Genomic DNA, 13,687 nt, shown 5'->3' on the forward strand with positions numbered 1-13,687 from the left:
GCCTGACACCCCGGAACGCTGCGCGCCGGACCAGGGCCCTACCGCGCAGAAGCGCGCGCGATCAGACCGCGCGTCGCCGGTGCAACCGCCATTGCGCCGTTGCGCCGGTCAGCGCCAGGACCAGCATCAGCCAGCCCAGATTGCTGGCACCGTGGTGCGGGACCAGCCCCACCACAAAGCCCCCGAGGGCGCCGGTCAGTTGCTGCGACAAGCCCGCCACGGCTGCCGCTGCGCCCGCCAGGGCAGGCACCAAACCGACCGTGCCCGCCAGTGCCGGCGGCACCACCAGGCCATGCCCCACACCCAGCAGCAGCAGCGGCAGCGCAAAGGCCAGGGCGGTGTTCCAGCCGGCCAGCGCGAGCACCAGCATGAGCCCGATGCCCCCCACGGTCAGCGCCTGGCCGGCCCGCATGAGCGGGCGGTCGCCCAGTCGCTGCACCAGCCGCGATGCCAGAAAGCTGCCCACGATGTAGGCACACGGCACGACCATGATGTAGTAGCCGATGCCATCGGGGCCAACCCCGTAAGCGCCCAGCACGATCGGCGCCGCACCGAGAAAGGCGTAGAAAGTGGCGGTGGTCATGGCCAGAATGGACACCGACAGCACAAACCCCGGTTCGGCCAGCAAGCGGGCGTACGCGCGGCCCATGGCGCGCAGCCAGTGGGTTTCCGTGTCTTGCACCGGGCGCCGGTCGGGCAGGCCGCGCCAGATCGCCACGAACAGCACGGCGGCCAGCACCGCCATGACCCAGAAGTTGGCCTGCCAGCCCAGCCGCACGTGCAGTTGTCCTCCCACGATCGTGGCCAGCGGCGGGCACACCCCCAGCGCCATGCCCACAAACGCCATCACCTTGATGCGCTGCGGGCCTGCAAAAAGATCCTGCACCAGCGCCCGCCCCACCACCATACCGGCGGCACAACCAGCCCCTTGCAGCACGCGGGCCACGATGAGGCCGGTCAGGCTGTCCATCAGCGCAGCCATCACCGAGGCGCCACCCGCCAGGGCAACACCGAACATCAATACCCGCTTGCGCCCGATGCGGTCGGACAGCGGCCCATAAAGCAGTTGCATCGAGCCGTAGGTGACCACATACCCACTGAAGGTCAGCTGCACCGCGGCCTGGCTGGCTCCGAACAGCGCCCCCCATTCCTGCATCGAGGGCAGGCAGATGGTCATGGCCAGCAGACCGAACGCCAGTTGCGCGAGCAAATTGACGATCAGCCAGCCGCCGGCGGGCGGATGAGCAGCAGCATTCATGGGCACAGGGAACAGTCGGAAACCCTATAGGCTAACCGCCCGGCCTGCGGCCGCGTGTCGCTCCCGGCCAAGCCCCCGATAAGATGAGGACATGAACGAACCCCGGTACTGGCTGATGAAGTCCGAGCCCGACGAGTGCTCGATCGACGACGCGCTGGCCGCCCCCGGCGCCACCGTGCCCTGGACGGGTGTGCGCAACTACCAGGCACGCAACTTCATGCGCGATGCGATGCAGGTCTGCGACGGCGTGCTGTTCTACCACTCCAGTTGCCCGGAGCCGGGCATCGCGGGCCTGGCGCGCGTGGCTTCCGGCACCCGGCCGGACCCGACCCAGTTCGACCCGGCATCACCCTACTTCGATGCGAAATCCCCACCCGAAGCCCCGCGCTGGCTGCTGCTGGATGTGCAGGCGCTGCAAAAGACCCGGCTGATCGGCCTGCCCGAACTGCGCGCCACGTCCGAGCTGGCCGACCTGACCATCCTGCAACGCGGCAACCGGTTGTCGATCACCCCGGTCAGCGCGGCGCATTGGCGCTTCATCACCGAGCGCCTGCTGGGCGCCTGAGCCGCCACGCCCAGGCCACCAGGCCCAGCACGACCACGGCGGTGAAGCCCCAGCCCAGGGCGCGCGACACCGGCAGTTCCCCTTCGCGTGCGGCTCCCATGAAAAACAGCACGAAGGCCAGCAGGTGCACGCCAGCGCGCTGCACGCGCACCCACAGCGCCCCCGGCCGCACCGTCCAGGCCAGCAGCACGTCGACGCACCACCACAGCGCGAACACCGTGTCCAGTCGCGGTGCGCTCACGCGCGGGGTGTTCAGCACCCGCTGCCAGTCGTTGCCGAAAATCACCACCACCGCCCAGTAGAAGTGCACCGCAAAGACCAGCAGCGACGCGGTCCAGCAGATGCGCCAGACCCGCGCCGCCACGGCCGACCGCGACGCCAGCGGCAGCAGCGCCAGGGCGGGCGCCGCCAGCAGCAGCGACGCCCAGATGGTGAAGAACGTGCGGTGCAGGTCTTCCCGCTGCGTGGGCAGCACATCGGCCACCCCGCCGCCTGGGGGCAGCAGAGAAAACAGCGCCCAGCCGCGCGTCCAGGCCGCAGCCGCAAAGACCGCCAGCAAACTGGCACCCCCGAGCGCCAGCACCCATGCGCCATCGCGCCCGCGCTGCGTGTCCTGTGTCGTCCAGGTTGTCATGCCTGCCCCTTGAGCTGTTCGCGCAGGCCCGGCTGAAGCCCCAGCGCCACCGCGATCTCACCCACCAGGAACAGCGGCCCCACCAGCAAGCCACGCACGTCGTCGAAGAATGCCGGCTTGCGCCCTTCCCAGACGTGCCCCACGGCCTGGAACACCCAGCCCACAACGAAGCTGCCCAACGCCCAGGCCAGCCACAGCGGGGTGGCCACGTCCCCCAGGGGTTGCACCAGCAGCACCAAGCCACCCAATACCACGATGGTCGGCGCCGTCAGGGACCAGCGGCCTTGCCGCAGGTACCACAGCGCCGTCAACGCCCAGACGGCGGTATCGGCCCCCAGGCGCCAGCCCCCGACGTCCACCTGCCAGCGGGTCAGCAGCGCGGCGATGCCGAACGCGATGAGGGGAATGCCGATGAAATGGGTGGCCACGTTGCGTGGGTCGCGGTGGTAGCGCGCGTATTCCATCAGATGGCGGGTGGCTCGGTCCATGGTCGTCTCCTGGTTGTGGTGGGTGGCAAGGGGCGCGAGCATGCGCGAAACGCCCAGGATGCGTCTGTCAAAATTTCGACAAAGCCTGCGTCCTTCCCCCGCTTCCGCGGGAAATCCCCGACCCGCCCATGCCGCCCCCAACCCCAGCGCCACCCGGTCTGCACACCGCCCTGTCCAGCGACGAATGGTTCAGCGCTTGCGACCCGGCGCTGCAGAGCGAGTTGCTGCGGCTGGCCCGCATCCGGCACCTGGCCGCTGGCGAATCGTTGTTCGCGCGCGGCGGCGAGGCCGACGGCCTGTGCTGCGTGGTCGCTGGCGCGCTGCGCATCGGTGCCCTCAACGCCGAAGGCCACAGCAGCTTGCTCGCCTGGCTGGAGCCCTACCAGTGGTTCGGTGAAATCTCGCTCATCGACGAACAGCCCCGCACACACGATGCCGTCGCCGACGGGCCGTCGCAGGTGCTGCTCGTGCCGCGCGGGCCGCTGCTGGCTTGGCTGGAAGGACACCCGGCGGTGTGGCGCGACATGGCACGCCTGGCCTGCCGCAAGCTGCGCGTGCTCTTCGTCGCGCTGGAGGAACTGGCCCAGTTGCCGCTGGAAGAGCGCGTCTGGCGGCGCCTGCAACTGGTGGCCCGGGGCTACGACAGCCGCGACACGCCACGCCGGCACATCCGCCTGTCGCAAGAGGCGCTGGCCCAGATGCTGGGCGTGAGCCGCCAGAGCATCAACAAGGCCCTCAAAACCCTGGAGGCCGGCGGCCGGCTGTGCCTGCACTATGGCGAGATCGAGCTGCTCGGCGCTAATGGAAATCCCGGCTCTGCGGCGCCAGCCGGCCCAGCCATGGGGTGAGGTCTTCCAGCCGGCCGGCGATGAGGTTGCAGACCTCGCCTTCGCGCTGCCAGACACCGTACACCGCCAGCAGGCGGGAGCGGGTCAGTTCGTGGCGCTGGCGTTCGCGCAGCGCGCGCCAGACGATCACCTGCACCACGCCGGTTTCGTCTTCCAGGGTCACGAAGACCACGCCCTTGGAGGTTTCGGGCTGCTGCCGGCCGGTGACGATGCCACAGGCGCGCACCAGGCGGCCGTCGGGTGCGGCGCGCAGGTCGGCCGCGGTCATGAAGCGGCGCGCCTGCAGGCGCTCGCGCAGCAGCGCCAGCGGATGACGGCGCAGCGTGAGGCCCAGGCTGGCGTAGTCCCAGACGATGGCTTCGCCTTCGGGCGCTTCGGGCAGGGCCAGCGCCACCTCGTTCACCGGGCTGCCGCGCAGCAGCGCAGGCGCCGCGCGCAGGCCGGCGGCATCCCACATCTGCTGGCGGCGGTGGCCGCTGAGCGAACGCAGCGCGTCGGCAGCGGCCAGGTGCTGCAGATCGGCCTGGTCGAGGCCGGCGCGCAGGGCCAGGTCTTCGGCATCGACCCAGGGCACACCCTCGGCCCGTGCCGCCATGAGGCGAAAAGCCACCGTCCGGGACAGCCCCTCGACCAGCCGCAAGCCCAGGCGCACGGCGGGTTTGGGGCTGTCGGCACGCGGCTCCAGCGTGCAGTCCCAGTCGCTGTGGCACACGTCCACCGGCCGCACCTCGACACCGTGGCGCCGCGCGTCCTGCACCAGTTGGCTGGGCGTGTAGAAACCCAGCGGCTGGCTGTTGAGCAGCGCGGCCAGGAATTCGGCCGGGTGGTGGCGCTTGACCCAGGCGCTGTCGTACACCAGCAGCGCGAAGCTGACGGCGTGGCTTTCGGGGAAGCCGTAGCTCGAAAACCCCTTCACCTGTTCGACCACGCGCTGCGCGAAGTCCAGCGGGTAGCCGTTGCGCGTCATGCCATCGATCAGGCGGTGTTCGTAAGCGCCCAGGCCCCCGGTGCGCCGCCACGCGCCCATGGCACGGCGCAGCGCGTCGGCTTCGCCCGGCGTGAAATCGGCCGCGATCATGGCGATCTGCATGCACTGCTCCTGGAACACCGGTACGCCCAGCGTGCGGTGCAGCGCCGCTTCCAGCCCCTTGGGGTAGTCAATGGCTTCCTTGCCCTGGCGCCGGTTCAGGTAGGGATGCACCGCGCCCCCCTGGATGGGGCCGGGCCGCACCAGCGCCACCTCGATCACCAGGTCGTAGAACACACGCGGCCGCAAGCGCGGCAGCATGCTCATCTGCGCGCGGCTTTCGATCTGGAACACCCCCATGGTGTCGGCGGCGCAGATCATGTCGTAAGTGGCCGCGTCGCGGTCGGGGATGTCCTCCAGCCGCAGGGGGGCGCCGCGCCACTGGCCGATGAAATCGAGCGAACGGCGCAGCGCCGTCAGCATGCCCAGGGCCAGCACGTCGACCTTGAGCAGGCCCATGGCATCAAGGTCGTCCTTGTCCCACTGGATCACGGTGCGCTCGGGCATGGACGCGTTCTCGATCGGCACCAGCCGCGCCAGCGGCCCGCGCGTGAGCACGAAGCCCCCGGTGTGCTGCGAGAGGTGGCGCGGGAAACCCAGCAACTGCTTCACCAGCGTGGCCAGTTGCCGCACGGCCAGGCTGTCCGGGTCCAGCCCGGCTTCGCGCAAGCGGGTGTCGGCCAGACCGTCCTCGTCCCACCAGCGGTAGCCGCTGGACAGGGCGGCGAGCGCGGTGTCATCAAAACCCAGCGCCTTGCCCACGTCGCGCACCGTGCTGCGCGGGCGGTAGCTGATGACGGTGGCGGTGAGCGCGGCGCGCTCGCGGCCGTACTGGCGGTAGAGGTACTGGATGACCTCCTCGCGCCGCTCGTGTTCGAAATCGACGTCGATGTCGGGCGGTTCGTTGCGTTCGCGCGAGATGAAACGCTCGAACAGCACCGAAGCCCGCCCGGGGTCCACCTCGGTGATGCGCAGGCAGTAGCAGACCACGCTGTTGGCGGCCGAGCCGCGCCCCTGGCACAGGATGCCCTGCGAACGCGCAAAGGCGACGATGTCGTGCACGGTCAGAAAGTAGTGCTCGTAGCCCAGTTCGATGATGAGCGCGAGTTCGTGTTCGATCTGCGCGCGCAGCCCGGGCGCGACCCCGCCCGGCCAGCGCTCGGTAGCCCCGGCCAGCGCCAGGGCGCGCAAATGGCTGGCAGGGGTTTGACCGGGCGGTACCCCCTCATCGGGGTACTGGTAGCGCAGCTCGTCCAGCGACCAGCCGGCGCAGCGCTCGGCCACGCGCAGGGTTTCGGCCAGCAGCTCGCGCGGGAAGCACTGCGCCAGCCGCACGCGGGTACGCAGGTGCTGCTCGGCATTGGGCGCGAGCGCGTAGCCACATTCGGTCAGCGGCCGGCCGACGCGGATGGCGGTCAGCACGTCCTGCAGCGGCTTGCGCGAGCGCACATGCATGAGCACGTCGCCCACCGCCACCAGCGGCACGGCGGTGAGCGCGCTGGCCTGACGCAGGCGCTGCAGATGCAGCTCGTCGTCCAGCCGCCCCAATTGCGTCACGCCCAGCCAGCAACGCCCCGTGAAGGCACCGAGCAGCCAGCGGGCGATGGCGTCCGTGTGGGCCTGTGGGGCGCCCCTGGGCGGCACCGCCAGCGCCAGGCAGTCGGCCAGCGCCTTCGGATCGATGTCGCGGCGGCGCAGCCGGTAATGGCCTTTGGCCGCCGCCAGCCGCAGGCGGGTGATGAATTCGCACAGGTTGCCATAGCCCTCCAGGCTCGTGGCCAGCAGCACGAACGTGAACGCCTCACCCTCCCCGCGGTCCGCCTCCACCCGGAACTGGCTGCCCACGATGAGCGGCAACCGGTGTTTGCGGGCCGCCACGTGCGCCCGCGCGATGCCGGCCATGGAGCATTCGTCGGTGATGGCCAGGGCCCGGTAGCCCAGCGCCTTCGCGCGCGCCACCAGTTCCTCGGCATGGCTGGCGCCACGCAGGAAGCTGAAGTTGGAGCTGCACAGCAGCTCGGCACAGTCGGGCAACGCCGGCAGCGCCGGGTCGTGAACGTCAGGCGAAGAAGCCATGGAGGTACCACGCGGGTTCGGCATCGCGAGTCTGGAATATCCAGAGCACGCCGGCCCGGGGCGAGCGTGCGACCCAGTAGTCGCGCGCCGTGTGGCCGTGTTCGCCGCGGGCTTCGTCGCGGTCCCACCAACCGGCCTCGACGCGCTGCGGCCCCAGCAACAGCTGCAGTTCGCCCCCGTAGTGCGGCCGGTGGTTGAGCACCAGCAGGCGCAAGGGCTCGGCCCGCAGAAAACCCGGCTGCGGCCCGGAGGGTGCGTCCCCCCGGGGTGCCGCGCCCAGGGGCCGGTTCGCGGGCACCCAGTCGGTCATGCGTTCGGGCCGATGGTCTTCGCGCAACACGGGGCGCACCACGCGCCCGGCCCCCAGCCGGATGGCCAGGCGCTCCAGGGTACGCGGCAGGGGCTCGCCGTCGGTGGCGTCTTCGGGTAGCCACGACGCGCTGGCGCCCGGCAGCGGCTGGCATTCGTGGGCCACCAGCCGCAAATCGCCGACCGGCGCCGCCAAGGTCGTCTTCCCCAGGTGTTCGGCCAGCAGGCGACCCAGGTGCACCGGGTCGCGCGTGATTTCGGCCGTGCGCACGGTCACGCTGTCGCCTTCGCCCGCCGCCCGCGAGCGCAGGGCGTCGTGGGCCCAGTGCAGGGTGAACGCGGTGATGCCGACCTGGCGCGCGCTCAGCCAGCCCGCCAGGGCCTGCAGCAGGTGCTGGGCACCCGCCAGCAAGGCGGGCGCGGTGTCGACACGGTAGGCCAGCTCCAGCCGCGCATCGAAGTGTTCGGGCACCCGCAGCCACTCGTGTGCCTCGGCCTGCTGCCCGTAGAGCCGGTCCAGCGACTCAAGCAGTCCGGCGTCGAACCGCCGGGCCACGCCCGCACGCGGTAAGCGACGCAAAGCGCCCAGCGAGGTGCAGCCCATGCGCCCGAGCGCCGCTCGGTGAGGGGCCGCAGCCGCGAGTGCCTGCAGGGGCAGACCGTCCAGTTGATCGGCCAGCGTCCGGCCATCGACCCATGCCTGCCCGGTGCGTGCCAGCGCCAGGGCCGCCAGGCTGTTGGGACCCCAGGCCAGGCGCACGGCCCCGAAAACCGCCGCCCCTTCGCGCACGCGCCCGGCCAGCGCTGCGGCCCCGCCGAACAGGCGCAGCGAGGCCGACACCTCCATCACCACGGCCGCCTCCACCTGCGCAACGCGCGGCGTGAACTGCAGCGCCCACAGGGCCAGCCCGGCGGCGTCAATGGGGCAGGGGCCGCAGGTCTCGGGCAACAGGGCGCACCACCACATGGGGCCACTCCGGCACAGGCAAGGTTCGGGGCACCGGCGCGGCCGGCGTTTCGGCGGGCGATCGCAAGCGGGCGGGCAGCACCCCGTCCAGCCCGCCGGGCACCGCCTCCAGCACCAGGGCACGCGCCAGCGGCGGCCCGGTGCGTTTGATCAGATCCACCTGCAGTGTCCAACCCGCTCCGGGCTGCAGCGCCAGCCGCAGGGGCGCTGCCGACGACTCCTGCGCCGCGCGCGCGGGCCGGCACAGAAACACCGGCCCGCGCGCGCCGGCAGCCAGCACCTGCAGGCGCCGCACCTGGGCTGCGCGCACCTGGGGCAGCCAGGCCAGCACGGCGCCGCACGCGCGCGAACGCAGCAATTGCTCCAGCGCCCACAGGCGCTGGGCCGAGGCCTCGGCGTCGATCCAGACCCATTGCCGTTCATCCAGCCCCAGGGCGCGCAAGCCCGGCGCGTGCGGGCGATGCGGCGGCGCGACCAGCACCACCGGCAGCCCGTCCACCGAAAGACGGCGCCACAGAGGCGCCAGCAGGCGCCATTCCAGCGTGCCGGCCTGCGCGCACAGCAGTTCGGTCACGCCCTGGCAGGGCCAGCCGCCACCGGGCAGTTCCGCGTCCAGCGCCGCGAATCCGCTGGCCCGCACGGACAAGCCCGCGGCGCGGCCCAACTGGTCGCCGCGCCAGAGCGTCTGCGCCACGGCCGGGGCCAGCCGGTCGCAGAGGTCGGCCACAGGAGACGGGCGCTCAGAGACAGAAACGGCGGCAGACTCGGGCGTCTCCCGCCGGCAGGAAGGGCATAGCATGGTGCCCAGATGATAGGCCAAATACTGTTTTTATGTACAGTATTTTGTTTGAAATCCCCATCCCGTTCAGCGCGCCGGACCCGGCCCCGTCGGGGCTCAGCGGGGCACCAGGAAGGTGGTCTTTTCTTCGAGGTGGATGGCCGGGTCGTTCTGCGACTGCAGGCGGAACAGGATGGGGTGCGAGCCGCTGTCGATGCCGGGCGGCACCTGCACACGCACGGCCAGGGTGCGGACCTCGGTCGGCAACACGCTCACCTGGGGTTCGGATGCGAGGGTGATGCCTTCCAGGCCTTCGACCGTGAGATGCACCTGCTGCTCGGTTTCGGTGGCGTTCATCACCTGCAGGCGGTAGACGTTTTCGATGCGCCCGAATTCGACCATGCGCGCCAGCGCGCCGCGGTCGCGGATCACGTCCACCTTCATCGGCACGCGCAGGTACAGGCTCACCCCCACCGCCACGGCGATCGTGGCCAGCACGGCCGCGTAGACGAGCACCCGCGGGCGCAGCGCGCGGCGGATGATCTGCGCCTTGCTCCAGCCACCGGTCATGGCGTTTTCGGTCGAGTACTTGACCAGCCCGCGCTCGTAGCCGAACTTGTCCATCACCTCGTCGCACACATCGGCACAGGCGCCGCAGCCGATGCACTCGTACTGCAGGCCCTTGCGGATGTCGATGCCGGTCGGGCAGACCTGCACGCACAAAGTGCAGTCCACGCAGGCCCCCAGCCCTTTCTCCTTCGGATCGACCTTCTTGCCGCGCGAACCACGGGGCTCGCCCCGGGCCGTGTCATAGGTGACGATGAGCGTGTCCTTGTCGAACATGGCGCTCTGGAAACGCGCATAGGGACACATGTACTTGCAGACCTGTTCGCGCATGATGCCGGCGAAGCCGTAGGTGGCGAAGCTGTAGAAGAAGATCCAGAAGGTCTGCCACGGGCCCAGGGCCCCGGCAAGCACCTCCATGCCCAGCGCGCGGATGGGCGTGAAATAACCCACGAAGGTGAAACCCGTCCACAGCGCGAACAGAATCCAGGCGCCATGCTTGCCCGCGCGGCGCGCGAACTTGCCCGCCGACAGGGGGGCGTTGTCGAGCCGGATGCGGGCGGCACGGTCGCCCTCGATCTTGCGCTCGATCCACATGAAGATCTCGGTGTAGACCGTCTGCGGGCAGGCGTAACCGCACCACAGGCGCCCGGCCACCGCCGTGAACAGGAACAGCGACAGCGCCGACATCACCAGCAGACCGGTGAGGTAGATGAAGTCCTGCGGGTACAGCACCAGCCCGCCCAGGTAAAAGCGGCGCGACAGCAGGTCGAACAGCACCGCCTGCCGACCGTTCCAGTTGAGCCAGGGCAACCCGTAGAACAGGATCTGGGTCAGCCACACCAGCGCCCAGCGCCAGTTGGCGAACGTACCGCTGACCGCGCGGGGCTGGATTTTCTTGCGCGACTCGTACAGGGAGATCTCGACCTCATCGGGCTCATCGGCCCCGTGGCCGGTCGTGGGCGCGTTGCTCAAGGTATTCATGGGTTCGTGGCGATTTTTATGAGAGACCTTGCCCGGACCGGACAAGACTGTCCTGTCCGGGCATCATGCACTGCCTGTGCGCGGGTGTCACCCCGCGCCGCTGCCGTCTTCACCGATCAGCAGCCGGTTGTCCGCCAGGAAGCGGTGCGGCGGCACCTCCAGGTTGGTTGGCGCGGGCTTGTTCTTGAACACCCGCCCCGCGAAGTCAAAAGTCGAGCCGTGGCACGGGCAGAAAAAGCCGCCCTGCCAGTCGGCCGGCACGCTGGGGTTGGCGGTTCCCGCCGGCAGCGTCACCGGCGAGCACCCCAGGTGCGTGCAGATCCCCACGGCCACGAACACCTCGGGCTGGATCGAACGGGCCGTGTTGGTGGCGTAGGCCGGTTGCTGGTCCTTCTTCGACGCCGGATCGGCCAGATCGGCCGTGCGCTCCAGCGCGGCGAGCATCTCGGGCGTGCGCCGCAAAATCCACACTGGCTTGCCACGCCATTCGACTGTGGCCATCTCACCCGGCGCCAGGCCGCTGATGTCCACCTCCACGCTCGCGCCCTGGGCTTTGGCACGCTCGCTGGGTGCGAGGCTGGACACCAGCGGGACGGCCACGGCGGCGGTGGCCGCCACGCCCATGGCGCCAGTGGTCAGAAGCCAGGTCCGGCGCTCGGCATCGGGCAAAACGGGTGGCAGAGGCAAAGCGGCGTGTGTCATGGCGGTTCTCCTGAAACACCGCTTCTTTTCCAAAAAATATGCCAGTCGGCAACGCTGGAAAATCCTGAGGGAAATCAACGCCCGGTCCAGCCGGTGCGGAAACACGGCTGGCGACCTCCGCCCCAAAACTGCCAAATATGTCAGTTCTGGCAGTCCAGCACTGGCACGATGGCGCCGATGCCGGTCACGCCCACCCGTGCCAGACCCGCCCGGATGCGGGCCTCAAAAGAATCGCGGCGCCCGCCCTTGAAAACGCCGCAGACCACCCTTATGATTAGCACTCGCTGGAGTTGAGTGCTAACACCCGCTCCCAGTCACGAAGAGGCACCGGTCCGCGGTGCCTTCCGTCGGCATAACAACCCTTCTCTATCCTTTCAGGAGATGCAATGAACCTTCGTCCTCTCGGCGATCGCGTGATCGTCAAGCGCATTGACAGCGAAACCAAGACCGCCTCCGGCATCGTCATCCCTGACGCCGCTGCCGAGAAGCCCGATCAAGGCGAAGTGCTGGCAGTCGGACCTGGCAAGACCAACGACAAGGGCGAAACCAAGGCCCTGAGCGTGAAGGTGGGCGACCGTGTGCTGTTCGGCAAGTACAGCGGCCAGACCGTCAAGGTCGATGGCGATGAACTGCTGGTCATGAAGGAAGACGACCTGTTCGCCGTCGTCGAGAAGTAAACCTTCCCTCATCCATCCCCATTTACTGAATCCGGAGAAATCAACATGGCAGCAAAAGACGTCGTTTTCGGCGGTGAAGCCCGCGCCCGCATGGTCGAAGGCGTGAACATCCTGGCCAACGCGGTCAAGACCACCCTGGGTCCCAAGGGCCGCAACGTGGTGCTGGAGCGCTCCTTCGGCGCCCCCACCGTGACCAAGGACGGTGTGTCCGTGGCCAAGGAAATCGAACTCAAGGACAAGCTCCAGAACATGGGCGCCCAGATGGTCAAGGAAGTCGCTTCCAAGACCTCTGACAACGCCGGTGACGGCACCACCACCGCCACCGTGCTGGCCCAGGCCATCGTGCGCGAAGGCATGAAGTACGTGGCCGCCGGCATGAACCCGATGGATCTGAAGCGCGGTATCGACCGGGCTGTCGAATCCCTGATCGCCGAGCTGAAGAAGGCCTCCAAGCCCACCACCACCTCCAAGGAAATCGCGCAAGTCGGCTCCATCTCCGCCAACAGCGATGCCTCCATCGGCGAAATCATCGCCAACGCGATGGACAAGGTCGGCAAGGAAGGCGTGATCACCGTCGAAGACGGCAAGAGCCTGAGCAACGAGCTGGATGTCGTGGAAGGCATGCAGTTCGACCGCGGTTACCTGTCGCCCTACTTCATCAACAACCCCGAAAAGCAGGCCGCCCTGCTGGACAACCCCTTCGTCCTGCTGTTCGACAAGAAGATCAGCAACATCCGTGACCTGCTGCCCACGCTGGAAGCCGTGGCCAAGGCCGGCCGTCCGCTGCTGATCATTGCCGAAGACGTCGAAGGCGAAGCCCTGGCGACCCTGGTGGTCAACACCATCCGCGGCATCCTGAAGGTTGTCGCCGTCAAGGCCCCTGGCTTTGGCGACCGCCGCAAGGCCATGCTGGAAGACATCGCCATCCTGACGGGCGGCAAGGTCATCGCCGAAGAAGTCGGCCTGACCCTGGAAAAGGTGACCCTGGCCGACCTGGGCCAAGCCAAGCGCATCGAAGTGGGCAAGGAAAACACCACCATCATCGACGGCAACGGCGCTGCCGCTGACATCGAAGCCCGCGTCAAGCAAATCCGCATCCAGATCGAAGAAGCCACCAGCGACTACGACCGCGAAAAGCTGCAAGAGCGCGTGGCCAAGCTGGCCGGCGGTGTGGCCGTCATCAAGGTCGGTGCCGCCACCGAAGTCGAGATGAAGGAAAAGAAGGCCCGCGTGGAAGACGCCCTGCACGCCACCCGCGCTGCGGTGGAAGAAGGCATCGTGGCCGGTGGTGGCGTGGCCCTGCTGCGCGCCAAGCAGTCCGCTGGCGCCATCAAGGGTGACAACCCCGACCAGGACGCCGGCATCAAGCTGGTCCTGAAGGCGATCGAAGCCCCCCTGCGCGAAATCGTGGGCAACGCCGGTGGCGAACCCTCGGTCGTGATCAACAAAGTGCTGGAAGGCAAGGGCAACTTCGGCTTCAACGCCGCCAACGACACCTACGGCGACATGATCGAAATGGGTATCCTGGACCCAACCAAGGTGACCCGCACCGCCCTGCTGAACGCCGCTTCCGTGGCTTCGCTGATGCTGACGACCGAGTGCATGGTCGCCGAAGCACCGAAGGACGACTCCCCGGCACCGGCCATGCCCGACATGGGTGGCATGGGCGGCATGGGCATGTAATTGCCCGACTGCACATCGGGGCGCCCCGCCCCGATGCCTGCCTCGAAACCCCGCGATATCCTCGCGGGGTTTCTTTTTGGGGATCCCCCCAGAACCCGCCCGCAGAAGCCATGAAACCCGTCGCCCT

The 13,687-nt window shown here is 68.9% G+C and carries 12 protein-coding genes; 4 read left to right on the plus strand and 8 right to left on the minus strand.

All coding sequences use genetic code 11. The features are described from left to right. Positions 1 to 61: 61 nt before the first annotated feature. Positions 62 to 1,258 (minus strand): Bcr/CflA family efflux MFS transporter, encoded by a 1,197-nt coding sequence (locus L0977_RS12895; RefSeq protein ID WP_234265261.1) that lies wholly within the window; start codon positions 1,256 to 1,258, stop codon positions 62 to 64. Between the two features lie 91 nt (positions 1,259 to 1,349). Between L0977_RS12895 and L0977_RS12900 the strand changes: the two genes are divergently transcribed. Further along, positions 1,350 to 1,823 (plus strand): EVE domain-containing protein, encoded by a 474-nt coding sequence (locus L0977_RS12900; protein WP_234265262.1) that lies wholly within the window; start codon positions 1,350 to 1,352, stop codon positions 1,821 to 1,823. On the opposite strand, the gene L0977_RS12905 is transcribed toward L0977_RS12900, so the two are convergent. After that, on the minus strand, positions 1,798 to 2,457 hold the full coding sequence (locus L0977_RS12905) for a hypothetical protein (protein ID WP_234265263.1): 660 nt from the start codon (positions 2,455 to 2,457) through the stop codon (positions 1,798 to 1,800). The two genes, L0977_RS12900 and L0977_RS12905, sit on opposite strands and share 26 nt — an antisense overlap. Then, on the minus strand, positions 2,454 to 2,945 hold the full coding sequence (locus L0977_RS12910; protein WP_234265264.1) for an Mpo1 family 2-hydroxy fatty acid dioxygenase: 492 nt from the start codon (positions 2,943 to 2,945) through the stop codon (positions 2,454 to 2,456). The genes L0977_RS12905 and L0977_RS12910 overlap by 4 nt, the downstream gene beginning before the upstream one ends. Before the next feature lie 128 nt (positions 2,946 to 3,073). Between L0977_RS12910 and L0977_RS12915 the strand changes: the two genes are divergently transcribed. Next, on the plus strand, positions 3,074 to 3,793 hold the full coding sequence (locus L0977_RS12915; protein WP_234265265.1) for a Crp/Fnr family transcriptional regulator: 720 nt from the start codon (positions 3,074 to 3,076) through the stop codon (positions 3,791 to 3,793). Here the strand turns inward: L0977_RS12915 and L0977_RS12920 are convergent. The 5 genes from L0977_RS12920 to petA all read right to left on the minus strand — a co-directional run bounded on the left by L0977_RS12920 (position 3,744) and on the right by petA (position 11,200). After that, positions 3,744 to 6,896, minus strand: a complete 3,153-nt coding sequence (locus L0977_RS12920; protein WP_234265266.1) for an error-prone DNA polymerase — start codon at positions 6,894 to 6,896, stop codon at positions 3,744 to 3,746. The two genes, L0977_RS12915 and L0977_RS12920, sit on opposite strands and share 50 nt — an antisense overlap. Further along, positions 6,880 to 8,172 carry a Y-family DNA polymerase gene (locus L0977_RS12925; RefSeq protein ID WP_234265267.1) on the minus strand — a complete coding sequence of 431 codons (1,293 nt, stop codon included), beginning with the start codon at positions 8,170 to 8,172 and terminating at the stop codon, positions 6,880 to 6,882. Before L0977_RS12925 ends, L0977_RS12920 begins: the two co-directional genes overlap by 17 nt. Then, complete coding sequence (gene imuA, locus L0977_RS12930) at positions 8,123 to 8,899, minus strand: translesion DNA synthesis-associated protein ImuA (protein WP_234265268.1); 777 nt, start codon at positions 8,897 to 8,899, stop codon at positions 8,123 to 8,125. Before imuA ends, L0977_RS12925 begins: the two co-directional genes overlap by 50 nt. 168 nt (positions 8,900 to 9,067) lie before the next feature. After that, positions 9,068 to 10,498, minus strand: coding sequence for a cytochrome c oxidase accessory protein CcoG (ccoG, locus tag L0977_RS12935; RefSeq protein ID WP_234265269.1), 1,431 nt, complete (start codon positions 10,496 to 10,498; stop codon positions 9,068 to 9,070). Between the two features lie 87 nt (positions 10,499 to 10,585). After that, complete coding sequence (petA, locus tag L0977_RS12940) at positions 10,586 to 11,200, minus strand: ubiquinol-cytochrome c reductase iron-sulfur subunit (protein WP_234265270.1); 615 nt, start codon at positions 11,198 to 11,200, stop codon at positions 10,586 to 10,588. A gap of 386 nt (positions 11,201 to 11,586) precedes the next feature. Between petA and groES the strand changes: the two genes are divergently transcribed. Next, the gene (groES, locus tag L0977_RS12945) at positions 11,587 to 11,877 is read left to right on the plus strand and encodes a co-chaperone GroES (RefSeq protein ID WP_234265271.1); all 291 of its coding nucleotides are present in this window, start codon (positions 11,587 to 11,589) and stop codon (positions 11,875 to 11,877) included. A 45-nt stretch (positions 11,878 to 11,922) separates the two neighbouring features. Beyond that, positions 11,923 to 13,560, plus strand: coding sequence for a chaperonin GroEL (gene groL / locus L0977_RS12950; protein ID WP_234265272.1), 1,638 nt, complete (start codon positions 11,923 to 11,925; stop codon positions 13,558 to 13,560). Positions 13,561 to 13,687: the final 127 nt, after the last annotated feature.

It is taken from the genome of Hydrogenophaga sp. NFH-34 (assembly GCF_021401345.1).
Taxonomy (GTDB): domain Bacteria; phylum Pseudomonadota; class Gammaproteobacteria; order Burkholderiales; family Burkholderiaceae_C; genus Hydrogenophaga; species Hydrogenophaga electricum.